General features: G+C 69.8%; 21 protein-coding genes. 7 read left to right on the plus strand and 14 right to left on the minus strand.

Translation table 11 applies throughout. The features are described 5' to 3' along the window. Positions 1–121: 121 nt before the first annotated feature. The 6 genes from AQJ46_RS08735 to AQJ46_RS08760 are packed head-to-tail and all read left to right on the plus strand — an operon-like array spanning position 122 to position 6992. Positions 122–907, plus strand: a complete 786-nt coding sequence (locus AQJ46_RS08735; protein WP_059204979.1) for a GntR family transcriptional regulator — start codon at positions 122–124, stop codon at positions 905–907. Between the two features lie 31 nt (positions 908–938). After that, on the plus strand, positions 939–1166 hold the full coding sequence (locus AQJ46_RS08740; protein WP_018568287.1) for a 4Fe-4S dicluster domain-containing protein: 228 nt from the start codon (positions 939–941) through the stop codon (positions 1164–1166). 16 nt (positions 1167–1182) lie between these two features. Further along, a complete protein-coding gene (locus AQJ46_RS08745) occupies positions 1183–2526 on the plus strand; it encodes an ABC transporter substrate-binding protein (RefSeq protein WP_059204980.1) in 1344 nt (447 codons plus the stop codon). Next, positions 2523–3431 (plus strand): ABC transporter permease, encoded by a 909-nt coding sequence (locus AQJ46_RS08750; protein WP_059204981.1) that lies wholly within the window; start codon positions 2523–2525, stop codon positions 3429–3431. The genes AQJ46_RS08745 and AQJ46_RS08750 overlap by 4 nt, the downstream gene beginning before the upstream one ends. Continuing rightward, a complete protein-coding gene (locus AQJ46_RS08755) occupies positions 3415–4182 on the plus strand; it encodes an ABC transporter ATP-binding protein (RefSeq protein WP_059204982.1) in 768 nt (255 codons plus the stop codon). The genes AQJ46_RS08750 and AQJ46_RS08755 overlap by 17 nt, the downstream gene beginning before the upstream one ends. An 11-nt stretch (positions 4183–4193) precedes the next feature. Beyond that, complete coding sequence (locus AQJ46_RS08760; protein ID WP_059204983.1) at positions 4194–6992, plus strand: fumarate reductase/succinate dehydrogenase flavoprotein subunit; 2799 nt, start codon at positions 4194–4196, stop codon at positions 6990–6992. A 54-nt stretch (positions 6993–7046) separates the two neighbouring features. Here AQJ46_RS08760 and recQ read toward each other — a convergent pair whose 3' ends face one another. Further along, positions 7047–9050 carry a DNA helicase RecQ gene (gene recQ / locus AQJ46_RS08765; protein ID WP_059204984.1) on the minus strand — a complete coding sequence of 668 codons (2004 nt, stop codon included), beginning with the start codon at positions 9048–9050 and terminating at the stop codon, positions 7047–7049. Positions 9051–9292: 242 nt separating this feature from the next. Here recQ and AQJ46_RS08770 point away from each other — a divergent pair, with 242 nt between their 5' ends. Further along, a complete protein-coding gene (locus AQJ46_RS08770; RefSeq protein ID WP_059204985.1) occupies positions 9293–9793 on the plus strand; it encodes a hypothetical protein in 501 nt (166 codons plus the stop codon). A gap of 75 nt (positions 9794–9868) precedes the next feature. On the opposite strand, the gene nuoN is transcribed toward AQJ46_RS08770, so the two are convergent. Genes nuoN through AQJ46_RS08835 form a run of 13 tightly spaced genes read right to left on the minus strand, consistent with a single transcriptional unit; the run spans position 9869 to position 25506 of the window. Next, positions 9869–11518 carry an NADH-quinone oxidoreductase subunit NuoN gene (gene nuoN, locus AQJ46_RS08775; RefSeq protein WP_057607995.1) on the minus strand — a complete coding sequence of 550 codons (1650 nt, stop codon included), beginning with the start codon at positions 11516–11518 and terminating at the stop codon, positions 9869–9871. Beyond that, entirely contained in the window at positions 11515–13086 is a 1572-nt protein-coding gene (locus AQJ46_RS08780; RefSeq protein WP_059204986.1) for an NADH-quinone oxidoreductase subunit M, read from the minus strand. The genes nuoN and AQJ46_RS08780 overlap by 4 nt, the downstream gene beginning before the upstream one ends. Before the next feature lie 5 nt (positions 13087–13091). Further along, the gene (gene nuoL, locus AQJ46_RS08785; RefSeq protein ID WP_059204987.1) at positions 13092–15005 is read right to left on the minus strand and encodes an NADH-quinone oxidoreductase subunit L; all 1914 of its coding nucleotides are present in this window, start codon (positions 15003–15005) and stop codon (positions 13092–13094) included. Between the two features lie 14 nt (positions 15006–15019). Further along, on the minus strand, positions 15020–15319 hold the full coding sequence (gene nuoK / locus AQJ46_RS08790) for an NADH-quinone oxidoreductase subunit NuoK (protein WP_003974374.1): 300 nt from the start codon (positions 15317–15319) through the stop codon (positions 15020–15022). Further along, positions 15316–16173, minus strand: coding sequence for an NADH-quinone oxidoreductase subunit J (locus AQJ46_RS08795; protein ID WP_059204988.1), 858 nt, complete (start codon positions 16171–16173; stop codon positions 15316–15318). Before AQJ46_RS08795 ends, nuoK begins: the two co-directional genes overlap by 4 nt. Beyond that, positions 16170–16811 carry an NADH-quinone oxidoreductase subunit NuoI gene (nuoI, locus tag AQJ46_RS08800; protein WP_057607999.1) on the minus strand — a complete coding sequence of 214 codons (642 nt, stop codon included), beginning with the start codon at positions 16809–16811 and terminating at the stop codon, positions 16170–16172. The genes AQJ46_RS08795 and nuoI overlap by 4 nt, the downstream gene beginning before the upstream one ends. Continuing rightward, positions 16804–18168 carry an NADH-quinone oxidoreductase subunit NuoH gene (gene nuoH / locus AQJ46_RS08805; RefSeq protein ID WP_057608000.1) on the minus strand — a complete coding sequence of 455 codons (1365 nt, stop codon included), beginning with the start codon at positions 18166–18168 and terminating at the stop codon, positions 16804–16806. Before nuoH ends, nuoI begins: the two co-directional genes overlap by 8 nt. Next, on the minus strand, positions 18165–20669 hold the full coding sequence (locus tag AQJ46_RS08810; protein WP_059204989.1) for an NADH-quinone oxidoreductase subunit G: 2505 nt from the start codon (positions 20667–20669) through the stop codon (positions 18165–18167). Before AQJ46_RS08810 ends, nuoH begins: the two co-directional genes overlap by 4 nt. After that, on the minus strand, positions 20666–22012 hold the full coding sequence (gene nuoF / locus AQJ46_RS08815; RefSeq protein ID WP_057608002.1) for an NADH-quinone oxidoreductase subunit NuoF: 1347 nt from the start codon (positions 22010–22012) through the stop codon (positions 20666–20668). Before nuoF ends, AQJ46_RS08810 begins: the two co-directional genes overlap by 4 nt. After that, a complete protein-coding gene (gene nuoE, locus AQJ46_RS08820) occupies positions 22012–22872 on the minus strand; it encodes an NADH-quinone oxidoreductase subunit NuoE (RefSeq protein WP_057608003.1) in 861 nt (286 codons plus the stop codon). Before nuoE ends, nuoF begins: the two co-directional genes overlap by 1 nt. Next, a complete protein-coding gene (locus AQJ46_RS08825; protein ID WP_059204990.1) occupies positions 22869–24191 on the minus strand; it encodes an NADH-quinone oxidoreductase subunit D in 1323 nt (440 codons plus the stop codon). Before AQJ46_RS08825 ends, nuoE begins: the two co-directional genes overlap by 4 nt. Next, a complete protein-coding gene (locus tag AQJ46_RS08830) occupies positions 24188–24955 on the minus strand; it encodes an NADH-quinone oxidoreductase subunit C (RefSeq protein ID WP_059204991.1) in 768 nt (255 codons plus the stop codon). Before AQJ46_RS08830 ends, AQJ46_RS08825 begins: the two co-directional genes overlap by 4 nt. Continuing rightward, positions 24952–25506 carry a NuoB/complex I 20 kDa subunit family protein gene (locus tag AQJ46_RS08835; RefSeq protein WP_010041554.1) on the minus strand — a complete coding sequence of 185 codons (555 nt, stop codon included), beginning with the start codon at positions 25504–25506 and terminating at the stop codon, positions 24952–24954. Before AQJ46_RS08835 ends, AQJ46_RS08830 begins: the two co-directional genes overlap by 4 nt. Between the last annotated feature and the right edge of the window lie 14 nt (positions 25507–25520).

Here is a 25520-nt window from a genome sequence, read left to right on the forward strand (position 1 = left end):
GGTGGCACATCTCACCCCACAGCTGCAGAAACCGCAGGTCAGCCACCAAACCGTCACACCGTCAGGTGGCGCAACAATCCGGCAACACTGCTTTTCCTACCAGCTCGGTATGGTTCCAGCCATGTCACCCACCGACCGTGTCCGGGACCACGCCGGCCAAGGCGCGACCACCGTCGCCGCCCGCGCCCGGCGCCGGCTGCGTGCGGACCAGGCACGACAACTCGCCGACCTTCTGCGCCACCAGCTCCTGACCGGCGGCTTCGAGGACGGCACCCTCCCCCACGAGACGACCCTCGCCACCGACTACCGCGCCTCCCGCAACACGGTCCGCCAAGCCCTGGACCTGCTCCGCGCCGAAGGCCTGGTCGAACGCCTCCCCGGCGTCGGCACCGTGGTCGTGGGCCAGAAGTACCCCCATGGCCTGGACCGTCTGATGGGCCTCGCGGAAACCCTGCACGAACACGGCACGGTCACCAACGAGGTCCGCACCATGGGCCCGGCCCCCGCCCCCCACCCGGTGGCCCAGCGCCTCCAGATCGCCCCCGGCACCGACGTCCTCTACATCGAACGTCTGCGCCGCCTGAACGGCCTGCCCCTCTCCCTCGACCTCACCTACATCCCCCTCGACATCGGCACCGCCCTGCTCGGCGCCGACCTGGAGAACACCGACGTCTTCCGCCTCCTGGAGACGATCACCGGCCAGGGCCTCGGCCACGCCGAGATCACCCTGGAGGCGGTGAACGCGGACGCCCACTCCGCCGCCGTACTGGAAGCCCCGCGCGGCGCGGCCGTCCTGATGCTGGAACGCCTCACCCACCTCGCCGACGGCCGCCCCGTCGACCTGGAGTTCATCCGCTTCCGCGGCGACCGCATCACGATGAGCGGTCTGCTGCACCGCTCCCTCTGACCTCTTTCCGAGCCGTTTCCTGGAGACAGCCATGCCCTTGGCGCCCCAGCGGGCCGATGTGCCCGTGACCATCGACGAGTCGAAGTGCATCGACGGCTGCACGCTCTGCGTGGACATGTGCCCGCTGGACTCCCTGGCCATCGACACCAGCAGCGGCAAGGCCTACATGCACGTGGACGAGTGCTGGTACTGCGGCCCGTGCGCGGCCCGCTGTCCCACCGGAGCCGTCACGGTCAACATGCCCTATCTGCTCCGGTGAGAGGTCCAGAACTCCCATGAAACACAAACCGGTTGTCGCCGCACTGCTGCTGTTCGCGCCGCTGACGGCCACGGCCTGCGGCAGTGCCCAGGCGGGCGACAGTTCCACGGTCACCGTCACCGTCGGCTACCAGTCCAAGACCATCAACACGGTCACGGCCGGGACGCTGCTTCGCTCACTCGGCTCCTTCGAGAAGCAGCTCAACTCCCTCCACGACGGCCACACCTACAAGGTCGACTGGCAGGACTACGCCACCGGCGCCCCCATCACCGCCCAGATGACCGCCGGGAAGATCGACATCGGCTCGATGGGCGACTTCCCGCTCCTCATCAACGCGGCCCGCGGCAAGCAGCTCGGCAAGCCCACCCGCCTGGTCTCGGTCACCGGCTACAACCTGCGCGGCGGTCTCAACACGATCGTCACCTCCCCGAACTCGAAACTGGCCTCCCTCGGCGACCTGAAGGGCAAGAAGGTCTCCACGAGCGTCGGCTCCGCCGCCGACGGCACCCTCGTGCGGGCCCTCCAGCGCGCCGGCATCGACGCCGACAAGGGCATCGAGAAGCTCAACCAGCAGCCCGCGGTGGGTGCTTCGGCCCTGTCGGCGGGCAGCGCGGACGCCCTGTCGCAGTTCGTCGCCTGGCCCGGTCTGCTCGCCTACCAGGGCAAGGCGAAGGCGCTCTACGACGGTGCCGAGCTGGACCTCCCCACCTTCCACGGCGTCACCGCCCGCGAGGACTTCGCGAAGCAGCGGCCGACGGTCCTGGAGGCGTTCCTCAAAGCCCAGGCCGAGGCCACCGACTACCTCAACGCCCACCCGGTCGCCGCCGCCGAGTCGGTCGCGAAGGCCACCGGCCTGCCCGCCGAGGTCGTCTACCTCTACAACGGCGCCCACGGCATCGCCACCTTCGACCCGGCGATCAAGCCCCAGCTGGTCTCCGCCCTGAAGGCCGACGTGTCGGTCCTGAAGGCGGCCAAGCTGACCGGTGACGTGGACGTGGACTCCTTCGTCGACGACCAGTACGTCAAGAAGGCCCTCGGGTCCGACTACGCCGGTCGCCTCGCCTTGAAGCCGTCCGCCTCCGCGAGCGAGGTCTGGCCCAAGGGCGCCTCCAGGACGCAGAGCTTCAAGACGCCCGCCGAACTCCTCGCGTACGTCTCCGCGCACCAGGACGGCATCCGCGCCGCCTACGTCCCCGACGCCACCACCGGCACCCTCTGGTTCGCCGACAAGGCGGTCTGGGTGGCCGACGGCGACGAACTGCTGCCCTTCGTCGCCCCGGAGACCGCGCGGGCCTACGTCTCCACGCACGGCGGCGCCCGTGTCGTCACGTACGCCGAGGCGCTGGAGCAGGCGTCGTGAGCGGGAAGGAGCGCGCGAGCCGGGGCCGGGGGGTGCCCCGGCTCGGCCGGTACGCGCTGCGGGCGGCCTCGCTCGCGGTCGCCCTCGGCGTGTGGCAGCTGCTGACCAGTCTCGACATCGACCTGTGGCTGCGCTTCTCGCAGTTCCCCACGGTCGCCGACGTGGCCCGTACCTTCGCCGACCGGCTGTCCGGCCCGGACTACTGGACGGACCTCACCGACAGCCTCACCCGCATCCTCACCGGCTTCCTGCTGGCCGCGGTGCTCGGTGTGGCGGTGGGCGTGCTCGTGGCGCGCTCCCGCCTCGCCGAGGACCTGCTCGGCCCGGTCCTGGAGGTGGTCCGCCCGATCCCGGCGATCGCCCTGGTACCCGTCGCGATCCTGCTGTTCCCCTCCAACGAACAGGGCATCGTCTTCATCACCTTCACCGCCGCCTTCTTCCCCGTCCTGGTCTCCACCCGGCACGCGGTCCGCGCGCTGACCCCCATGTGGGAGGAGGCGGTGCTGACCATGGGCGGCGGCCGGTGGCGGATCCTCGCCTCGGTCGTCCTGCCGGGCGCCCTGCCCGGCATCTTCGGCGGCCTGTCCGTCGGTATCGGCGTCTCGTGGATCTGTGTGATCTCCGCCGAGATGATCTCCGGCCAGTACGGCGTCGGCTACCGCACCTGGCAGGACTACACGGTCGTCAACTACGCGGGTGTCTTCGTCGGCATGGTCACCATCGGCGTCCTCGGCTGGCTCACCTCCACGGCCGTGGAACTCCTGGGGCGCCGCCTGACGCGATGGCTGCCGAGGACGTCGTACGTCGCCGCCGGCAGGTCCCCGCGGCGGGTGGACCGTGCCGCGGCCGCCGTGCCGGTGAGTCCCACGACTCGGGAGGGCGTGCCCCATGACCAGCTCGTCTGACGTCCGTTCGCCCGCCCGCACCGGCGCGGCACTGGCGCTGCGCGGCGCCACCCTCGGGCGGCCCGACGCGCCCGTACTCGACGGAGTGGACCTCGTGGTGACTCCCGGCGAGATCCTGACCCTCGTCGGGCCCTCCGGGTGCGGCAAGTCGACGCTGCTGCGCACGCTGGCCGGACTGTTGTCTCCGCTCGCCGGAGAGGTCGGCCAGGACGGACGCCCGCTGACGGGCCCCGCCGCCGACCGCGCCCTGATCTTCCAGGAGGACGCCCTCCTGCCCTGGCGCACCCTGCGCGCGAACGTCGAACTCCCCCTCGCCATCAAGGGGTTGCCGCGTGCGGAGCGCAGGCGGCAGGCGGCGGCGTGGCTGGAGCGCGTCGGCCTCGCCGAACACGCCCGGCACCTGCCGCACCGCGTCTCCGGCGGACAGCGCCAGCGCGCCCAGCTGGCTCGCGCCCTCGCGGGAGCGCCGCGCGCCGTCCTCATGGACGAACCCTTCGGCGCCCTGGACGCCCAGACCCGCGCCGGAATGCAGGACCTCCTCGTCGAGGTGCTGCGGGGCACCGGGGCCACCGTCGTCTTCGTCACCCACGACGTGGACGAGGCCCTCTTCCTGGGCGACCGGGTCGCGCTCATCGGCTCCGGCCGCCTGACCGCCGTACGCGACGTGCCCCGCCCGCGCGACCGCTCGGCGCACGACGACCCGGCACGCCTGGCGCTGCGGCGCGACGTCCTCTCCTCGCTCGGTACCTGAAAGGCCCCCCGGTGACCACCTCCGTGAACCCGCCCCTGGAGATCCCCGCGCTCACCGACGCCGAGGAACTCACCTGCGACGTCCTTGTCATCGGCGGCGGCACCGCCGGCACCATGGCCGCCCTGACCGCCGCCGAGCACGGCGCGGACGTGATGCTGCTGGAGAAGGCCCACGTCCGGCACTCCGGCGCCCTCGCCATGGGCATGGACGGCGTCAACAACGCGGTCATCCCCGGCCGCGCCGAACCGGACGACTACGTCGCCGAGATCACCCGCGCCAACGACGGCATCGTCGACCAGTCCACCGTCCGCCAGACCGCCACCCGCGGCTTCGGGATGGTGCAGCGTCTGGAGTCGTACGGCGTGAAGTTCGAGAAGGACGAGCACGGCGACTACGCGGTCCGACAGGTCCATCGCTCCGGTTCGTACGTGCTGCCGATGCCGGAGGGCAAGGACGTCAAGAAGGTCCTGTACCGGCAGCTGCGGCGGCGCGAGATGCGGGAGCGGATCCGCATCGAGAACCGGGTGATGCCGGTGCGGGTGCTGACTTCTCCCGAGGACGGCCGTGCGGTGGGCGCGGTCGGCTTCAACACGCGTACGGGCGCGTTCGTCACGGTCCGCGCGGGAGCGGTGATCCTGGCGACCGGCGCCTGCGGCCGCCTGGGCCTGCCCGCCTCCGGCTACCTGTACGGCACCTACGAGAACCCGACCAACGCGGGTGACGGCTACGCCATGGCCTACCACGCGGGCGCCGAGCTCACCGGCATCGAGTGCTTCCAGATCAACCCGCTGATCAAGGACTACAACGGGCCCGCCTGCGCCTACGTCGCCAACCCCTTCGGCGGCTACCAGGTCAACCGGCACGGCGAGCGCTTCGTCGACTCCGACTACTGGTCCGGTCAGATGATGGCCGAGTTCGCGGCGGAGGTCGCGTCCGACCGGGGACCGGTGTACCTGAAGCTCAGCCACCTCCCCGAGGAGTCGATCTCGTCCCTGGAGTCGATCCTGCACTCCACGGAACGGCCCACGCGCGGGACGTTCCATGAGGGCCGCGGTCACGACTACCGCACCCACGACATCGAGATGCACATCTCCGAGATCGGCCTGTGCGGCGGCCACTCGGCCTCCGGTGTCCGCGTCGACGACCACGCCCGTACGACCGTCCCCCGCCTCTACGCCGCCGGCGACCTGGCCTGCGTCCCGCACAACTACATGATCGGCGCATTCGTCTTCGGTGACCTGGCGGGCGCGGACGCCTCCCAGTACGCGCCGTACGAAGGGGAGTTGCCGCTCGACCAGCTCCGTGAGGCGCACGAACTGATCTACCGCCCGCTGCGCAACCCGGACGGCCCGCCGCAACCACAGGTCGAGTACAAGCTCCGCCGCTTCGTGAACGACTACGTGGCCCCACCGAAGTCGGGGGCGCGGCTGTCGCTGGCCCTGGAGTCCTTCGAGCGGATGCGCACCGACATCGCCTCGATGGGTGCCCGCACCGCGCACGAGCTGATGCGCTGCGCCGAGGTCTCCTTCATCCGCGACTGCGCCGAGATGGCCGCGCGCGCCTCCCTCGCCCGCACGGAGTCCCGCTGGGGCCTCTACCACGACCGTCTCGACCACCCCCATCGCGACGACACCTCCTGGTTCCACCATCTCGACCTGCACAAGTCCCCCTCCGGTGCGATGGAGTTCACGGCCCGCCCCGTGGCTCCCTACCTGGTCCCGATCGACGAGTTCACCCCCGTCGGCGGCGCCTCCCGGCACCTCGGCGAGGTGCACGCCGAGGTGGTGGCGACGGCGGGGGCGCGGGAGGTGGCTCCGGTCGCCGTCGGGCAGTTCGGTGCCACGAGCGACACGGCCGCCGACCGCCCCGGTGCCGACACCGTGACGGACGCCCCGGTCGCCCCCGGCTCTTCCGCGCCGGTCTCACCCCGTCTGCTCGAGCTCCTCGCTCTCGCCGAGCAGGAACCCGAACTCGCTGTCGTCCGGGCCTACTTGTCCGATCCCGAGCCCGCTGTCCGCCGTACGGCCGTCACCGTCCTGACGGAGACCGCGCCACCGGGTACCGGGCCGGTCCTCGCCAAGGCCCTCACCGACCACGACCCCGGTGTCCGTGCCGCCGCGGCCGCGTCCCTGCGTGAACTCGTCGAGACGCTCCCGCCCGAGCCCGCCCTCCGCGAGGGTCTCGCCGCCGCCCTGGCCGAGTCCGACCCGGTCGTCCGCGCCGCCGCCCTCGACGTGCTGCGTGCCCTGCGCCTCGGCGACACGGCACTGTTCGCCGCGGTCCTCACCGACTCGGACATCGCCGTCCGCATCGAGGCCGTTCGTGCCCTCGTCTCGGTGGACGCCGCCACGGAACTCGCCCAGGCTGCGACCACCGACCCGTCCCGCGAGGTCCGCGTGACGATCGCCAAGGCACTGGCCACGGTGTCGGCGGAGCGCCCGCTCGACGTCGTCCTCGACGCCTTGGCCCGTCTCACCGAGGACCCCGATGCCCTGGTACGGGGGGCCGCTTACGGAGCACTGGGCACCACCGGCTGCCCCGCACCTCTCGCCACCCGCGCCGTCGCCGCCCTGTCGGCAGTCGCGTGGCAGGTCAGGTCGGGTGCTGCGACGGCGCTGTCCGCCGCCGATTCCGACGTGGCCGTCCCCGCCCTCGCCAAGGCTCTCGCCGACCCGAACGCCGACGTCCGCAAGGCCGCCGTCCTCGCCCTGACCCGGCACACGAGCACCGACGACGCCCGCGCGGCCCTGGCCACAGCGACGACGGACTCGGACGCGGACGTCAGGGCGTATGCCGCGCGGGCCTTGTGATGTGAGGCCCGCGCGGCACAGCCGTCGCCCCCCCCCGCCGGCGCCCGGCGGCGGCTATATCCAGTCGTCTTCGGGCGCCGGCTCCGCGTCCATCTCGGGCCAGTGGTCCGCGCCGGGATCCGCGTCGCCGGCCTGGTCCGGTGTCTTCGCGGCCGCACCGCCGTCGGCCAGCCCGGCGAGCACCTCGATCACACCCTCTCCGTACGTCACCAGCTTCTTCTCACCGACCCCGCCGACGCTTCCGAGCTGCGTCACGGACGTGGGCCACACCGTGACGATCTCCCTGAGCGTGGCGTCGTGGAAGATGACGTACGCCGGGACGCCCTGCTCACGGGCCTGCTCGGCGCGCCAGGCCCGCAGTGCCTCGAACGCCGGCACCAGCGCCTCGGGCAGCTCGGCCACCACGGCCTTGGCCTTGCCCCGACCGGAAGAGGACGAGGAGCCCTTGGCGCTCACCGGCTTCTTCGGTTCCTTGCGCAGCGGCACCTCCCGCTCCCGCCGCAGCACCGCACCGCTCGCCTCGGTCAGCACCAGCGTGCCGTAGTCCCCTTCGACCGCGAGCAGCCCCTGGGCCAGCAACTGCCGTACGACACCTCGCCATTCGCCCTCGGAGAGCTCCTCGCCGATGCCGAACACCGACAACTGGTCGTGGTCGAACTGGATGACCTTGCCGGTGCGCTTGCCGAGCAGGATGTCGACGATCTGCACCGCCCCGAACTTCTGCCCGCGCTCCCGCTGCAGCCGCACCACCGTCGAGAGCACCTTCTGGGCCGCGACTGTGCCGTCCCAGGTCTCCGGCGGTGTGAGGCAGGTGTCGCAGTTGCCGCAGCCCGTCGGCTCCGGTTCCTGGCCGAAGTAGTTCAGGAGCTGTCCGCGCCTGCACTGGGCGGTCTCGCACAGCGCGAGCATCGAGTCCAGGTGGGCGGCGGCCCGGCGCCGGAACGCCTCGTCGCCCTCGCTCGACTGGATCATCTTGCGCTGCTGTATGACGTCGTTGAGGCCGTAGGCCATCCAGGCCGTGGACGCCAGTCCGTCCCGCCCCGCGCGGCCCGTCTCCTGGTAGTAGCCCTCGACCGACTTCGGCAGGTCGAGGTGGGCGACGAACCGGACGTCCGGCTTGTCGATGCCCATGCCGAAGGCGATGGTCGCCACCACCACCAGGCCGTCCTCGCGCAGGAAGCGGGACTGGTGGGCGGCGCGGGTGCCCCCGTCCAGGCCCGCGTGGTACGGGACCGCCTCGATGCCGTTGCGGGAGAGGAACTCGGCCGTGGCCTCCACCGACTTGCGGGACAGGCAGTACACGATGCCCGCGTCGCCCGCGTGCTCCTCGCGCAGGAAGGCCAGCAGCTGCTTCTTGGGGTCGGCCTTCGGCACGATCCGGTACTGGATGTTGGGCCGGTCGAAGCTCGCCTCGAAGTGCCGGGCCGTCGGCATGTTCAGCCGCTGGGTGATCTCGTTGTGCGTGGCACGCGTGGCCGTCGCGGTGAGCGCGATCCGCGGGACGTCGGGCCAGCGCTCGCCGAGCACCGACAGCGTCAGATAGTCGGGACGGAAGTCGTGGCCCCACTGCGAGACGCAGTGCGCCTCGTCGATGGCGAAGACGGCGATCTTGCCGCGGGAGAGCAGGTCCTGAGTGGCGTCCAGCCGCAGCCGCTCCGGCGCGAGGTAGAGCAGGTCCAGCTCTCCGGCCAGGAACTCGGCCTCCACCACGCGGCGCTCGTCGAAGTCCTGCGTGGAGTTCATGAACCCGGCGCGCACGCCGAGTGCCCTGAGCGCGTTCACCTGGTCCTGCATGAGCGCGATGAGCGGTGAGACGACGATGCCCGTGCCGGGTCTGACCAGGGACGGAATCTGGTAGCACAGCGACTTGCCGCCGCCGGTCGGCATGAGCACGACGGCGTCGCCGCCGGCCACGACATGCTCGATGATCTCTTCCTGCTCGCCGCGGAAGGCGTCGTATCCGAAGACCCGCTGCAGCGTGGCCAGTGCCTCGCTGTCGCTCGCGTCCGGTGTCCCGGTGATCCCTGGCATCTCGCTGATACCGCCCATCCCGCCCATAGTCCCGTCCCCCGTACGTCGTCCCTCGACCACTGCCTCCACGATAGGTGCCGGGACCGACAGCGTCGGAGTTATCCACAGGCCGGATCTGTGACGTTCCGTGGTCATTCGATCGGCTGCTGTCACATGGCGCATTCGTTCGAGGCGGGGACATGCTGCTGGGGCGGGCCGGGGAGACCCGCTCCCCTCGCCACGGACCGGCGCACCGTGCGCGCGCCTCGCCCGCCTCAAGGAGAACCACCATGGCCCCTCGGCCCCTGAAGGCAGCCCTCACCGTCGCATCGGCGGCCGCCGTCACACTGACCGCCGCACCCGCACAGGCGGCCGAGCCGGACCCGTTCGTCTGGACCGAGCTGGCCGGCACATACGTGGCCACCGGCATGTACGGCTACGAGCCGTACGCCGTCGCCGACGGTTACACCCCCACGAGCTGCGTGCCCGGCATGGGCTACCCCTACGTCAACGAGGAGAACGTCGGGGAGACGGACCCCGAGAAGCCCGCGGCGCTCCTCTACGAGAAGGGCCCGGACGGACTCCGGCTCGTCGCCGTGGAGTGGGTCGTGAAGGCCGGGTCGGGCGTCACCCCGCCGACGATGTTCGGCCAGACGTTCCAGGTACGCGAGAACGTGCCCGACGTGGGCTCCGGCCACACCCTGCACGCCTGGCTCTACAAGCCGAACCCGAGCGGTCTCTTCAACGCCACGCACCCCGACGTGACGTGTCCGGCGACCCCGGCCCCCTGACCGTACGCGGCGGGCCCCGGCTCCCTCGAAGGGAACCGGGGCCCGCCGCATGAAACACGGTTCAGGCACCGCGGATCAGCGCACGAACACTCCCGCCTGGTTCGCCAGGTCCAGGAAGTACTGCGGCGCCACACCGAGCACCAGCGTGACGGCCACGCCGACCCCGATCGCCGTCATCGTCAGCGGTGACGGCACGGCGACCGTCGGCCCCTCCGGGCGCGGCTCGCTGAAGAACATCAGCACGATCACCCGGATGTAGAAGAACGCGGCGATGGCCGACGAGATCACACCGACCACGACGAGCGGCGCCGCGCCGCCTTCCGCCGCCGCCTTGAACACGGCGAACTTCCCGGCGAAGCCGGAGGTCAGCGGGATACCGGCGAAGGCCAGCAGGAACACCGCGAACACGGCGGCCACCAGCGGCGAACGACGGCCCAGGCCCGCCCACTTGGACAGGTGTGTCGCCTCACCACCGGCGTCGCGCACCAGCGTCACCACGGCGAACGCGCCGATCGTCACGAACGAGTACGCCGCCAGGTAGAAGAGGACGGACGACACCCCGTCCGGCGTGGTCGCGATGACGCCCGCGAGGATGAATCCCGCGTGCGCGATCGACGAGTACGCCAGCAGCCGCTTGATGTCGGTCTGCGTGATCGCGACGATCGCACCGCCGAGCATGGTGACGATCGCGACGGCCCACATCACCGGCCGCCAGTCCCAGCGCAGGCCGGGCAGGACCACGTACAGCAGACGCAGCAGCGCGCCGAACGCGGCCACCTTGGTCGCCGCCGCCATGAAGCCGGTCACCGGGGTCGGCGCACCCTGGTAGACGTCCGGCGTCCACATGTGGAAGGGGACGGCGCCGACCTTGAACAGCAGGCCCATGACGATCATCGCGGCGCCGATCAGCAGCAGCGCGTCGTTGCCCATGGTGTCCACGAGCGCCGGGTCCACGGTGGTGATCGTGCCATCGACGACCTTCGCGATGGTGCCGTACGACACCGAGCCCGCGTAGCCGTACAGCAGCGCGATGCCGAACAGGGTGAACGCGGAGGCGAACGAGCCCAGCAGGAAGTACTTGACCGCGGCCTCCTGCGACATGAGCCGCTTGCGGCGGGCCAGGGCGCACAGCAGGTACAGCGGGAGCGAGAAGACCTCCAGGGCCACGAACAGCGTCAGCAGGTCGTTGGCCGCCGGGAAGATCAGCATGCCCGCGACCGCGAAGAGCAGCAGCGGGAACACCTCGGTGGTGGTGAACCCGGCCTTCACGGCGGCCTTCTCGCTGTCACTGCCCGGCACGGACGCGGCCTGGGCGGCGAACGAGTCGACGCGGTTGCCGTGTGTCTCGGGGTCGAGCCGGCGCTCGGCGAAGGTGAACAGGCCGACCAGGCCCGCCAGCAGGATCGTGCCCTGGAGGAACAGGGCCGGTCCGTCGACGGCGATCGCGCCCATCGCCGCGATGCCCGCCTTGGTGGTGGCGTACCCGTCGGAGGCGAGGGCGACGACCGCCGCGAAGGCGGCGCACAGCGCCACGACGGACACGAACAGCTGGGCGTAGTAACGGGACTTGCGCGGGACGAACGCCTCGACCAGCACTCCGATGATCGCCGCACCCAGGATGATCAGGGTGGGTGACAATTGCCCGTATTCGATCTTCGGCGCGTCGATCTTGGAGATCGGGTCGGCCGCGGTTGTCCACAGGCTGTGGACGGCTACTGCGCTCACTTGGCCGCCTCCACCTCGGGCTTGGGGTCCTTCTTGTGTACGTCGGACATGGTCGACTTCACCGCCGGGTTCACGATGTCCGTGACGGGCTTCGGGTAGACGCCCAGGAAGATCAACAGGACGACCAGCGGGGCGACGACCAGGAGCTCACGCGCGCGCAGGTCGGGCATCGCGGAGACCTCCGGCTTCACCGGGCCCGTCATCGTCCGCTGGTAGAGGACGAGGGTGTAGAGCGCGGCGAGCACGATGCCGAACGTCGCGATGATGCCGATCACCGGGTAGCGCGCGAACGTGCCGACCAGGACCAGGAACTCACTGACGAAGGGTGCGAGTCCCGGCAGGGACAAGGTCGCCAGACCGCCGATCAGGAAGGTGCCGGCGAGCACCGGGGCGACCTTCTGGACACCGCCGTAGTCGGCGATGAGCCGCGAGCCGCGCCGCGAGATCAGGAAGCCGGCCACCAGCATCAGCGCGGCCGTCGAGATCCCGTGGTTGACCATGTAGAGCGTCGCGCCGGACTGGCCCTGGCTGGTCATCGCGAAGATGCCCATGATGATGAAGCCGAAGTGCGAGATCGACGCGTAGGCCACCAGCCGCTTGATGTCCCGCTGGCCGACCGCGAGCAGCGCCCCGTAGATGATGCTGATCACCGCCAGGACCAGGATCGCGGGCGTCGCCCACTTGCTGGCCTCCGGGAAGAGCTGGAGGCAGAAGCGGAGCATCGCGAAGGTGCCCACCTTGTCGACGACCGCCGTGATGAGCACGGCCACCGGGGCGGTGGCCTCCCCCATCGCGTTGGGCAGCCAGGTGTGCAGCGGCCACAGGGGCGCCTTCACCGCGAAGGCGAAGAAGAACCCGAGGAACAGCCAGCGTTCGGTGTTCGTCGCCATGTCGAGCGAGCCGTTGGCACGCGCTTCGGCGATCTCCTGGAGACTGAAGTTCCCGGCGACCACGTAGAGGCCGATCACCGCGGCCAGCATGATCAGACCGCCGACCAGGTTGTAGAGGAGGAACTTCACGGCGGCGTACGAGCGTTGGGCCGCCGCCTTCTCGTCGGAGCCCGCGTGGGCACGGTCCCCGAAGCCGCCGATGAGGAAGTACATCGGGATGAGCATGGCTTCGAAGAAGATGTAGAAGAGGAAGACGTCGGTGGCCTCGAAGGAGATGATCACCATCGCCTCGACGGCCAGGATCAGGGCGAAGAAGCCCTGTGTCGGCCGCCACCGCTTGCTTCCGGTCTCCAGCGGGTCGGCGTCGTGCCAGCCCGCCAGGATGATGAACGGGATCAGCAGCGCGGTCAGCGCGAGAAGCGCCACTCCGATGCCGTCCACGCCCAGTTCGTACCGGACCCCGAAGTCCGCGATCCAGGCGTGCGATTCGGTGAGCTGGTAGCGGGCGCCGTCCGGGTCGAAGCGGACCAGGACGATGATCGCGAGGGCGAGTGTGGCGAGGGAGACGAGCAGCGCCAGCCATTTGGCGGCGGTGCGTCGCGCGGCCGGCACGGCGGCCGTGGCGATCGCCCCGATCGCCGGGAGCGCCGCCGTCGCTGTCAGCAGAGGAAAGGACATCGGTATCAGACCGCCCTCATCAGCAGGGTCGCGGCGACGAGGATCGCCGCGCCGCCGAACATCGAGACCGCGTACGACCGCGCGTAGCCGTTCTGCAGCTTGCGCATCCGCCCGGAGAGGCCGCCGACCGAGGCCGCCGTGCCGTTGACCACACCGTCGACCAGGGTGTGGTCGACGTAGACCAGGGAGCGCGTGAGGTGCTCTCCGCCGCGGACCAGGACGACGTGGTTGAAGTCGTCCTGGAGCAGGTCGCGCCGGGCGGCCCGGGTGAGCAGCGACCCGCGCGGGGCGACGACCGGGACCGGGCGGCGGCCGTACTGGGCGTAGGCGATCGCCACGCCGATCACCAGGACCACCATCGTGGCGAGGGTGACGGTAAGGGCGCTGACCGGGGAGTCGCCGTGGGAGTGCCCGGTGACCGGCTCCAGCCAGTGCAGGAAGCGGTCGCCGATGCTGAAGAACCCACCGGCGAAGACCGATCCGAACGCCAGCACGATCATCGGGATCGTCATGGACTTCGGGGACTCGTGCGGGTGCGGCTCGTGGCCCTCGGCGTCCGGCTGCCAGCGCTTCTCGCCGAAGAACGTCATCAGCATCACGCGCGTCATGTAGAAGGCGGTGATGGCCGCGCCCAGCAGGGCCACGCCCCCGAGGATCCAGCCCTCGGTGCCGCCCTTGGCGAAGGCGGCCTCGATGATCTTGTCCTTGGAGAAGAAGCCGGACAGGCCCGGGAAGCCGATGATGGCGAGGTAGCCGAGGCCGAAGGTGACGAAGGTGACCGGCATGTACTTGCGCAGGCCGCCGTACTTCCTCATGTCGACCTCGTCGTTCATGCCGTGCATGACCGAGCCGGCGCCGAGGAAGAGCCCGGCCTTGAAGAAGCCGTGCGTCACCAGGTGCATGATCGCGAAGACGTAGCCGATGGGGCCGAGGCCCGCGGCGAGGACCATGTAGCCGATCTGCGACATGGTCGAGCCGGCCAGTGCCTTCTTGATGTCGTCCTTCGCGCAACCGACGATCGCACCGAACAGGAGCGTGACGCCACCGACGACGGTGACGACGAGCTGGGCGTCCGGAGCGAGGTTGAAGATGTTGGCGGAACGGACGATCAGATAGACACCCGCGGTCACCATGGTCGCCGCGTGGATGAGGGCCGAGACCGGGGTCGGGCCCTCCATGGCGTCCCCGAGCCAGGACTGCAGCGGCACCTGGGCGGACTTGCCGCAGGCGGCCAGCAGCAGCATCAGGGCGATGCCCGTGAGCGTGGCCTCGGAGGCGCCCTCGACGAGTCCGGGCTTCTCGTGGCTGCCGAGGACCGGGCCGAAGGCGAAGGTGCCGAACGTCGTGAACATCAGCATGATCGCGATCGACAGGCCCATGTCGCCGACGCGGTTGACCAGGAAGGCCTTCTTGGCCGCGGTGGCCGCACTCGGCTTGTGCTGCCAGAAGCCGATCAGCAGGTAGGAGGCGAGACCGACGCCCTCCCAGCCGACGTACAGCAGCAGGTAGTTGTCGGCGAGGACGAGCAGCAGCATCGCCGCGAGGAACAGGTTCAGATAGCCGAAGAAGCGGCGGCGGCGCTCGTCGTGCTCCATGTACCCGATCGAGTACAGGTGGATCAGCGAGCCGACGCCGGTGATCAGCAGCACGAACGTCATCGACAACTGGTCGAGGCGGAAGGTGACGTCCGCCTGGAAGCCCTCGACCGGGATCCAGGTCCACAGGTGCTGGATGAGCGTGCGGTCCTCGGCGTTCTTGCCGAGCAGGTCGGCGAAGAGGATGGCGCCGAACACGAAGGAAACGGCGGCGAGGATCGTGCCGATCCAGTGGCCGACGGCGTCCAGCCGCCGGCCGCCGGTCAGCAGGACCGCCGCTCCGAGCAGAGGCGCCGCGATGAGCAGCGCGATCAGGTTCTCCACGATTCAGCGACCCCTTACAGCTTCATCAGGCTGGCGTCGTCGACCGAGGCCGAGTGGCGGGAACGGAACAGCGACACGATGATCGCGAGCCCGACCACGACCTCCGCGGCGGCGACGACCATCGTGAAGAACGCGATGATCTGGCCGTCGAGATTGCCGTGCATCCGGGAGAAGGCGACGAACGCGAGGTTGCAGGCGTTGAGCATGAGCTCGATGCACATGAACACGACGATGGCGTTGCGCCTGATCAGCACGCCGGTGGCGCCGATCGTGAACAGCAGGGCGGCGAGGTAGAGGTAGTTGACCGGGTTCACTTCGACGCCTCCCTCTTGAAGGTGGCCGGTTCGATCTCGGTCCGATCCAGGCGCTCCTCCGCGCGCTGCTCCAACGCCTTGAGGTCGTTGAGAGCTTCGGCGGAGACGTCACGGATCTGACCGCGCTGGCGCAGCATCTTGCTGACCGTGAGCTCGGAGGGGGTGCCGTCGGGCAGCAGGCCCGCGATGTCCACCGCGTTGTGCCGGGCGTAGACGCCGGGGGCGGGCAGCGGCGGGAGGTGCTTGCCGTCGCGGACGCGCTTCTCGGCCATCTCACGCTGGGTCAGGGCGCGCTCGGTGCGCTCGCGGTGGGTGAGCACCATGGCGCCGACGGCGGCCGTGATCAGCAGAGCGCCGGTGATTTCGAAGGCGAAGACGTACTTGGTGAAGATGAGGGTGGCGAGGCCCTCGACATTGCCGCCGGAGTTGGCCTGGGTGAGGCCGTTGAACTCGTTGAGGGAGGCGTTGCCGATGCCCGCGAACAGCAGGATGCCGAAGCCGAGCCCGCACACCAGGGCCAGCCAGCGCTGCCCCTTGATGGTCTCCTTCAGGGAGTCCGCCGCGGTCACGCCAACGAGCATCACCACGAACAGGAACAGCATCATGATCGCGCCGGTGTAGACGACGATCTGTACGACGCCGAGGAAGTAGGCGCCGTTGGCGAGGTAGAACACCGCCAGGATGATCATGGTGCCGGCGAGACAGAGCGCGCTGTGCACGGCCTTCTTCATGAAGACGGTGCACAGGGCGCCGATCACGGCGACAGTGCCGAGGATCCAGAACTGGAAGGCCTCGCCGGTGGAGGTGCCGGCAGCCAGGGTGGTTGTGGCGGCGAGCTGAAGGGGTGCGGTCATCGCCCGATCACCTTCTCCGACGCCGGTTCGTCCTCACCGAAGGTGGAGTCGGCCTCCTGGACCACCTCGCCCTTGGAGACGGCGACCTGGGGGACGGTGCCGGGTGCGGCCTCGGTCACCAGGCCCCGGTAGTAGTCCTGCTCGTCCGTGCCGGGGTAGATGGCGTGGGGCGAGTCGACCATGCCGTCCTCGAGGCCGGCGAGCAGTTGGTCCTTGGTGAAGATGAGGTTGGCGCGGCTGCTGTCGGCCAGCTCGAACTCGTTGGTCATCGTCAGCGCGCGCGTGGGGCACGCCTCGATGCACAGGCCGCACAGGATGCAGCGGGCGTAGTTGATCTGGTAGACGCGGCCGTACCGCTCGCCCGGCGAGTAGCGCTCCTCGTCGGTGTTGTCGGCACCCTCCACATAGATGGCGTCGGCGGGGCAGGCCCAGGCGCACAGCTCGCAGCCGACGCACTTCTCCAGGCCGTCCGGATGGCGGTTGAGCTGGTGCCGTCCGTGGAACCGCGGAGCGGTGGTCTTCTGCTGCTCCGGGTACTGCTCGGTCAGCCGCTTCTTGAACATGGCCTTGAAGGTCACGCCGAAGCCGGCGACGGGGTTCATGAAACCGGGCTTGGTTTCCTTGGGCTCCTCAGCCATCGGACGCCTCCTTTCCATCCAGAGATCCGTCACTCTGAGTATCGGGCCCGCCACTGACAATGAGCTCCCGCTCCTGGCGCGAGGGGCGTCGAGGTACCGGCGGCAACTCCTGTCCGGGCAGCGGCGGGACGGGGAATCCGCCCGCCATCGGGTCGAATCCGGCCGGTTCTTCGGCGGGCTGCGCTGCCGCCTTCGACTTCTCGCGGAACATGTCGGCGACGAAGGAGAGCAGCAGCAGGACCAGGACTCCGCCGCCCACGTAGAGGGCGATGTCGGCGAAGTCGTAGTTCTCGTTGCGGAGGGTCCGCACGGTCGCGACGAGCATCAGCCACACCACGGAGACCGGGATGAGGACCTTCCAGCCGAGCTTCATCAGCTGGTCGTAGCGGACCCGCGGGAGCGTGCCGCGCAGCCAGATGAAGAAGAACAGCAGCAGCTGCACCTTGATCACGAACCAGAGGAGCGGCCACCAGCCGTGGTTCGCGCCCTCCCAGAAGGTGCTGATGGGCCAGGGAGCCCGCCAGCCGCCGAGGAAGAGCGTGGTCGTCACGGCCGAGACCGTCACCATGTTCACGTACTCGGCGAGCATGAACAGCGCGAACTTGATCGACGAGTACTCGGTGTTGAAGCCGCCGACCAGGTCGCCCTCGGACTCCGGCATGTCGAAGGGGGCGCGGTTGGTCTCGCCGACCATCGTGATGACGTAGATGATGAAGGAGACCGGCAGCAGGACGATGTACCAGCGGTCCTGCTGGGCCTCGACGATCGCCGAGGTGGACATCGACCCGGAGTAGAGGAACACCGAGGCGAAGGCGGCGCCCATGGCGATCTCGTACGAGATCATCTGCGCGCAGGAGCGCAGACCGCCGAGCAGCGGATACGTGGAGCCGGAGCTCCAGCCCGCCAGGACGATGCCGTAGATGCCGACCGAGGCGACCGCGAGGATGTAGAGCATCGCGATCGGGAGGTCGGTGAGCTGCATCGCCGTGCGGTGGCCAAAGATCGAGACCTCGTTGTCGGACGGGCCGAAGGGGATCACCGCGATCGCCATGAAGGCCGGGATGGCCGCGACGATCGGCGCGAGGATGTACACCACCTTGTCCGCGCGCTTGACGATGACGTCTTCCTTGAGCATCAGCTTGATGCCGTCGGCGAGCGACTGGAGCATGCCCCAGGGGCCGTGCCGGTTGGGGCCGATGCGCAGCTGCATCCAGGCGACGACCTTGCGCTCCCACACGATGGAGAACAGCACGGTCAGCATCAGGAAGGCGAAGCAGAAGACGGCCTTGATGACGACGAGCCACCAGGGGTCGGTGCCGAACATCGAGAGGTCTTCCGCAGCGAGGTACGGGCTCATGCCTCCACCTCCTTGGGGGCTTCGGTGGCGAGCGAGGCCGGGCCGATGCGGACGAGGGAGCCGGGCAGGGCCCCGGCGTCGGAGGCGACGCCGCCGCCGGTGGAGTTCAGCGGGAGCCAGACCACGCGGTCGGGCATCTCGGTGATCTGCAGAGGCAGTTCGACGACTCCGGTCTTGCCGGTCACGGCGAGGAGGTCGCCTTCCTTGACGCCCACCTCGGCGGCCGTCGCGGCCGACACACGCGCGCGTGCCGCGTGCCGGGTCCCGGCGAGCGCCTCGTCGCCCTGCTGGAGGAGACCCTGGTCGAGCAGCAGCCGGTGCCCGGCCAGTACGGCCTCTCCGGCGGCGGGCCGCGGCAACTGGGCCCCGGTCTCCAGGGGTTCGGTGCCGTACGGTCCGTCCCAGGGACCGAGCCGGTCGATCTCCGCGCGCGTGGTGCGCAGATCGGGCAGGCCCAGGTGTACGTCCATGGCGTCGGCCAGCATCTGGAGGACCCGTGCGTCGGTGGGTGCGAGGCCGCGGGTCATCTGGTCGGGCTTGAGCGCGGCCTCGAAGAAGCGCACCCGGCCCTCCCAGTTGAGGAAGGTGCCGGCCTTCTCGGCGACCGCGGCCACCGGCAGGACGACGTCCGCGAGCGCGGTGACCTCACCGGGCCGCAACTCCAGCGACACCACGAACCCGACCTCCTGGAACGCTTCTCGCGCGCGTGCCGGATCGGGCAGGTCGGCGAGCTCGACGCCCGCGACCACCAGGGCCTGGAGCTCGCCGGATGCGGCGGCCTCGACGATCTGACCGGTGTCCCGCCCGTAGCGGTGCGGGAGGTCGGCCACGCCCCAGACCGAGGCGACCTCCTCACGCGCGCGCGGGTCGGTGGCCGGACGGCCACCCGGTAGGAGCGAGGGCAGCGCGCCCGCCTCGAGGGCGCCGCGCTCTCCGGCCCGCCGCGGGATCCACACCAGCTGAGCGCCGGTCGCGGAGGCGGTCCGTACGGCGGCGGTCAGTCCGCCCTTCGCTGCGGCGAGCCGTTCGCCGACGACGATCACCGCGCCCGCGGTGCGCAGCGCCTCGGCGGCCCTGCTGCCGTCGCCTTCCAGTCCGACTTCGCCGGCCAGCGCGTCCAGCCACTCGGTCTCGGTGCCGGGAGCGGCGGGCAGCAGCGTGCCGCCGGCCTTCTCCAGACCGCGGGTGGCGTGGGTGGCGAGCGAGAAGACCTTCTGTCCGTGCTTGCGCCAGGCCTTGCGCAGCCTCAGGAAGACGCCGGGCGCCTCCTCCTCGGCCTCGAACCCGACCAGCAGGACCGCCGGTGCCTTCTCCAGAGCGGAGTACGTGACGCCCGTACCGTCGAGGTCACGTCCGCGGCCCGCGATCCGCGCGGCCAGGAAGTCGGCCTCCTCGCTGCTGTGCACGCGCGCGCGGAAGTCGATGTCGTTGGTGTCGAGCGCCACACGCGCGAACTTGCTGTACGCGTAGGCGTCCTCGATGGTGAGGCGGCCGCCGGTGAGGACTCCGGCCCGGCCGCGCGAGGCGAGCAGTCCCTGGGCGGCGATCTGGAGGGCTTCCGGCCAGGAGGCCGGCACCAGCTCACCCTCGGGGTTGCGGACCAACGGGTGCTCCAGCCGGTCCCGCTGCTGCGCGTACCGGAAGGCGAAGCGCCCCTTGTCGCAGATCCACTCCTCGTTGACCTCGGGGTCGTTGGCCGCGAGCTTGCGCATGACCTTGCCGCGCCGGTGGTCGGTGCGGGTGGCGCAGCCGCCGGAGCAGTGCTCGCACACGCTCGGGGAGGACACCAGGTCGAAGGGGCGGGAGCGGAATCGGTACGCCGCCGACGTCAGCGCGCCGACGGGGCAGATCTGGATGGTGTTGCCGGAGAAGTACGACTCGAAGGGGTCGCCCTCGCCGGTACCGACCTGCTGGAGCGCGCCCCGCTCGACCAGTTCGATCATGGGGTCGCCCGCGATCTGGTTGGAGAAGCGGGTGCAGCGGGCGCACAGCACGCACCGCTCGCGGTCGAGCAGCACCTGTGTGGAGATCGGGACGGGCTTCTCGTACGTCCGCTTCTTGCCCTCGAACCGGGACTCGGCCTGGCCGTGGGACATCGCCTGGTTCTGCAGGGGGCACTCGCCGCCCTTGTCACAGACCGGGCAGTCCAGCGGATGGTTGATGAGGAGGAGCTCCATCACACCGTGCTGGGCCTTCTCGGCGACCGGCGAGGTGAGGTGGGTCTTCACCACCATCCCGTCGGTGCAGGTGATGGTGCAGGAGGCCATCGGCTTGCGCTGGCCCTCGACCTCGACGATGCACTGGCGGCAGGCGCCGGCCGGGTCGAGGAGGGGGTGGTCGCAGAACCGGGGGATCTCGATGCCGAGCTCTTCGGCGGCCCGGATGACCAGGGTGCCCTTGGGCACGCTGATCTCGGCGCCGTCGATCGTCAGCGTGACGAGATCCTCCGGCGGGACCGCCGCTTCTCCCCCGCCTGCGGGAGCGTTGGTGGTCACAGTCATGCGTTCACCTCCGTGCGGTCGGCCCAGGCCGTCGACTTGGCCGGGTCGAAGGGGCAGCCGCGGCCCGTGATGTGCTGCTCGTACTCCTCGCGGAAGTACTTGAGCGAGGAGAAGATCGGCGAGGCGGCGCCGTCACCGAGGGCGCAGAACGACTTGCCGTTGATGTTGTCGGCGATGTCGTTCAGCTTGTCGAGGTCGGACATGACGCCCTTGCCGGCCTCGATGTCGCGCAGCAACTGCACGAGCCAGTACGTGCCTTCACGGCACGGAGTGCACTTGCCGCAGGACTCGTGGGCGTAGAACTCGGTCCAGCGGGTGACGGCGCGCACGACACAGGTCGTCTCGTCGAAGCACTGCAGGGCCTTGGTGCCGAGCATCGAGCCGGCGGCGCCGACACCCTCGTAGTCGAGGGGGACGTCGAGGTGCTCGTCGGTGAACATCGGCGTCGAGGAACCGCCGGGCGTCCAGAACTTGAGCCGGTGCCCCGGCCGCATCCCGCCGCTCATCTCCAGGAGCTGGCGCAGCGTGATGCCGAGCGGGGCCTCGAACTGTCCGGGACTGGCGACATGGCCGCTGAGCGAGTAGAGCGTGAAGCCCGGGGACTTCTCGCTGCCCATCGACCGGAACCATTCTTTGCCCCGGGTCAGAATCGCGGGAACCGACGCGATCGATTCCACGTTATTCACCACAGTCGGGCATGCATACAGGCCCGCGACCGCAGGGAAAGGGGGACGGAGCCGCGGTTGACCACGGCGGCCTTCGAGCGAGTCGAGCAGTGCGGTCTCCTCACCGCAGATGTACGCGCCTGCGCCCGCGTGCACGGTGAGTTCGAGATCGAGGCCGCTGCCCAGGATGTTCTGTCCGAGGTAGCCGGCCGCGTAGGCCTCGCTCACGGCCGCGTGCAGCCGCCGCAGTACTGGGACGACTTCACCCCGCAGATAGATGAAGGCATGCGACGACCTGATGGCATAACACGCGATGACAATGCCCTCGATGAGGCTATGTGGGTTCGCGAAGAGGAGCGGGATGTCCTTGCACGTCCCGGGCTCCGACTCGTCGGCGTTGACAACTAGATAGTGCGGCTTTCCATCGCCCTGCGGAATGAACTGCCATTTCATTCCCGTGGGGAATCCCGCACCGCCGCGGCCGCGCAGACCGGAGTCCTTGACGTACGCGATCAGGTCGTCCGGCGACATGGCGAGCGCCTTGCGGAGCCCCTCGTACCCCTCGTGCCTCTTGTAGACGTCCAGCGACCAGGACTTGTCCTCGTCCCAGAAGGCCGACAGCACGGGTGCGAGCAGCTTCTCGGGACTGGTGTCCTTCAGTTCGGGTGCCAAGGTCATCACTCCCCCTCCTCGGCGGCGGGCCCGGCCGGATGGGCCGGGTCGGAGGCCGACGTGTCCTGTGGCGCGTCGTGTGAGCTCAGGTGCTCCGACGGGGACGGCTCGTGGACGTCCCGGTCCTGCGGTGCGCCGTCGCGCGGATGGACCACGCGCGCGGGTGCGGTCTCTCCCCTGGCCAGGCGGAGGCCCACCAGCGACGCGGGTCCCGCTCCGCCGCTCGCCTCGACGGCCCCCGGCCGCTCGTCGGGGAAACCGGCGAGGATCCGCGCGGTCTCCTTGAAGGTGCACAGCGGGGCCCCGCGCGTGGGCTCCACCGGACGGCCCGCGCGCAGGTCGTCGACCATGGCCTTCGCGCTCGCCGGGGTCTGGTTGTCGAAGAACTCCCAGTTGACCATCACGACCGGCGCGAAGTCGCAGGCCGCGTTGCACTCGATGTGCTCCAGGGTGACCTTGCCGTCGTCGGTGGTCTCGCCGTTGCCGACGCCCAGGTGCTCCTGGAGCTCCGCGAAGATCGCGTCGCCGCCCATCACCGCGCAGAGGGTGTTGGTGCACACACCCACCTGGTAGTCACCCGAGGGCTTGCGCCGGTACATGGTGTAGAAGGTGGCCACCGCGGTGACCTCGGCCGTGGTCAGCTCCAGCACGTCCGCGCAGAACCGCATTCCGGTGCGCGTGACGTGCCCCTCCTCCGACTGCACGAGATGCAGCAACGGCAGGAGCGCCGAGCGGGAGTCCGGGTAGCGGGCGATGATCTCGCGCGCGTCCGTCTCGAGCCTCTCTCGAACGTCGTCCGGGTACGCGGGCGCGGGCAGTTCGGGCATGCCCAGGCTGACGCCCCGCTCGGAAGAACTGGTGGTCACCGGTCGACGCCTCCCATCACGGGGTCAATGGACGCGACAGCGACGATGACGTCGGCGACCTGGCCGCCCTCGCACATCGCCGCCATGGCCTGAAGGTTGGTGAAGGACGGGTCCCGGAAGTGGACCCGGAAGGGGCGGGTGCCGCCGTCGGACACGGCGTGCACCCCGAGTTCGCCCTTGGGCGACTCGACGGCCACGTACGCCTGTCCCGGCGGGACGCGGAAGCCCTCGGTGACCAGCTTGAAGTGGTGGATCAGGGCCTCCATGGAGGTGCCCATGATCTTCTTGATGTGGTCGAGGGAGTTGCCGAGCCCGTCAGGACCCAGGGCGAGCTGGGCGGGCCAGGCGATCTTCTTGTCGGCGACCATGACCGGGCCGGGCTGCAGCCGGTCCAGACACTGCTCGACGATCCTGAGCGACTGGCGCATCTCCTCGAGCCGGATGAGGAAGCGGCCGTAGGAGTCGCAGGTGTCGGCGGTCGGGATGTCGAACTCGTAGTTCTCGTAGCCGCAGTAGGGCTGCGACTTGCGCAGGTCGTGCGGCAGGCCGGTGGAGCGCAGGATCGGACCGGTGGCGCCGAGGGCCATGCAGCCCGCCAGGTCGAGGTAGCCGACGTCCTGCATGCGGGCCTTGAAGATGGGGTTCCCGGTGGCGAGCTTGTCGTACTCCGGGAGGTTCTTCTTCATCTTCTTCACGAACTCGCGGATGTGGTCCACCGCGCCGGGCGGCAGGTCCTGCGCGAGTCCGCCGGGGCGGATGTACGCGTGGTTCATCCGCAGGCCCGTGATGAGCTCGTAGATGTCGAGAATCATTTCACGATCACGGAATCCGTAGATCATGATCGTGGTGGCGCCGAGTTCCATGCCGCCGGTGGCGATGCACACCAGGTGCGAGGAGAGCCGGTTCAGCTCCATCAGGAGCACCCGGATGATCTCGGCCCGCTCGGTGATCTGGTCCTCGATGCCGAGGAGTTTCTCGACGGCGAGACAGTAGGCGGTCTCGTTGAAGAAGGACGTCAGGTAGTCCATGCGCGTCACGAACGTGGTGCCCTGCGTCCACGTGCGGAACTCGAGGTTCTTCTCGATGCCGGTGTGCAGGTAGCCGATGCCGCAGCGGGCCTCGGTGACCGTCTCGCCGTCGATCTCCAGGATCAGGCGGAGCACTCCGTGGGTGGAGGGGTGCTGCGGGCCCATGTTGACGACGATGCGCTCGTCGTCGGCGCGGGCCGCGGACTGGACGACCTCGTCCCAGTCGCCACCGGTGACCGTGTACACGGTGCCCTCGGTGGTCTCACGCGGAGTTGCGTGCTGCGTGCTCATGAGTACGACCTCCGCTGGTCCGGAGCCGGGATCTGGGCGCCCTTGTACTCGACGGGGATGCCGCCGAGGGGGTAGTCCTTGCGCTGCGGATGGCCCTGCCAGTCGTCCGGCATCATGATCCGCGTCAGGGCCGGGTGACCGTCGAAGACGATCCCGAAGAAGTCGTAGGTCTCGCGCTCGTGCCAGTCGTTGGTCGGATACACGGAGACCAGGGACGGGATGTGCGGGTCGGCGTCCGGAGCGCTGACCTCCAGGCGGATCAGCCGGTTGTGGGTGATCGAGCGCAGGTGGTAGACGGCGTGCAGCTCGCGGCCCTTGTCGTGGAGGTAGTGGACCCCGCTGACGCCGGTGCAGAGCTCGAAGCGCAGGGCCGGGTCGTCGCGCAGGGTGCGGGCGACGCGGAGCAGGTGCTCGCGCTCGATGTGGAAGGTGATCTCGTCGCGGTCGACGACCGTCTTCTCGATCGCGTTGCCGGGGAGCAGTCCCTGCTCCTCCAGGGCGCCTTCCAGCTCGTCGGCGACCTCGTCGAACCATCCGCCGTAGGGGCGGGCCGCCGGTCCCGGGAGGCGGACCGAGCGGACCAGGCCGCCGTAGCCGGAGGTGTCGCCGCCGTTGTTGGCGCCGAACATGCCGCGCTGGACGCGGATCTCCTCACCGCCGTCGCCGCGCTGGCCGGGGAGGTTGGAGGCGGCGAGGTCCTTCTCGGGGTTCACCCCGTTCGACGCCCCGCCCGCGCCGTTGCTCGTGCCGTTCGCGTCGCTCACCGCAGCAGCCCCTTCATCTCGATCGTGGGCAGGGCCTTGAGCGCCGCCTCCTCCGCCTCGCGGGCCGCCTCCTCGGCGTTCACGCCGAGCTTGGAGGTCTGGATCTTCTGATGGAGCTTGAGGATCGCGTCCATCAGCATCTCGGGCCGTGGCGGGCAGCCGGGCAGATAGATGTCGACCGGGACGATGTGGTCGACGCCCTGCACGATCGCGTAGTTGTTGAACATGCCGCCCGAGGAGGCGCAGACCCCCATGGAGATGACCCACTTGGGGTTCGGCATCTGGTCGTAGACCTGCCGGAGCACCGGCGCCATCTTCTGGCTGACCCGGCCGGCGACGATCATGAGGTCCGCCTGGCGGGGTGAGCCGCGGAAGACCTCCATGCCGAAGCGGGCCAGGTCGTAGCGTCCGGCGCCCGTGGTCATCATCTCGATGGCACAGCAGGCCAGGCCGAAGGTGGCCGGGAAGACGGACGACTTACGCACCCAGCCCGCGGCCTGCTCGACGGTGGTCAGCAGGAAGCCGCTCGGCAGCTTTTCTTCGAGTCCCATGAGTTAAAGGCCCC

The sequence above is a fragment of the Streptomyces canus genome (genome assembly GCF_001514145.1).
Lineage (GTDB): Bacteria > Actinomycetota > Actinomycetes > Streptomycetales > Streptomycetaceae > Streptomyces > Streptomyces canus.

Coding starts and splice junctions, on each gene's coding strand:
- AQJ46_RS08795 (WP_059204988.1), bottom strand. CDS start 16,173: ATGACCGCACCCCTTCAGCTCGCCGCCACAACCACCCTGGCTGCCGGC.
- recQ (WP_059204984.1), bottom strand. CDS start 9,050: ATGGGCGGGATGGGCGGTATCAGCGAGATGCCAGGGATCACCGGGACA.
- nuoF (WP_057608002.1), bottom strand. CDS start 22,012: ATGACCTTGGCACCCGAACTGAAGGACACCAGTCCCGAGAAGCTGCTC.
- AQJ46_RS08740 (WP_018568287.1), top strand. CDS start 939: ATGCCCTTGGCGCCCCAGCGGGCCGATGTGCCCGTGACCATCGACGAG.
- AQJ46_RS08835 (WP_010041554.1), bottom strand. CDS start 25,506: ATGGGACTCGAAGAAAAGCTGCCGAGCGGCTTCCTGCTGACCACCGTC.
- nuoI (WP_057607999.1), bottom strand. CDS start 16,811: ATGGCTGAGGAGCCCAAGGAAACCAAGCCCGGTTTCATGAACCCCGTC.
- AQJ46_RS08755 (WP_059204982.1), top strand. CDS start 3,415: ATGACCAGCTCGTCTGACGTCCGTTCGCCCGCCCGCACCGGCGCGGCA.
- AQJ46_RS08735 (WP_059204979.1), top strand. CDS start 122: ATGTCACCCACCGACCGTGTCCGGGACCACGCCGGCCAAGGCGCGACC.
- nuoH (WP_057608000.1), bottom strand. CDS start 18,168: ATGAGCCCGTACCTCGCTGCGGAAGACCTCTCGATGTTCGGCACCGAC.
- AQJ46_RS08780 (WP_059204986.1), bottom strand. CDS start 13,086: ATGTCCTTTCCTCTGCTGACAGCGACGGCGGCGCTCCCGGCGATCGGG.
- AQJ46_RS08745 (WP_059204980.1), top strand. CDS start 1,183: ATGAAACACAAACCGGTTGTCGCCGCACTGCTGCTGTTCGCGCCGCTG.
- AQJ46_RS08810 (WP_059204989.1), bottom strand. CDS start 20,669: ATGACTGTGACCACCAACGCTCCCGCAGGCGGGGGAGAAGCGGCGGTC.
- AQJ46_RS08825 (WP_059204990.1), bottom strand. CDS start 24,191: ATGAGCACGCAGCACGCAACTCCGCGTGAGACCACCGAGGGCACCGTG.
- AQJ46_RS08770 (WP_059204985.1), top strand. CDS start 9,293: ATGGCCCCTCGGCCCCTGAAGGCAGCCCTCACCGTCGCATCGGCGGCC.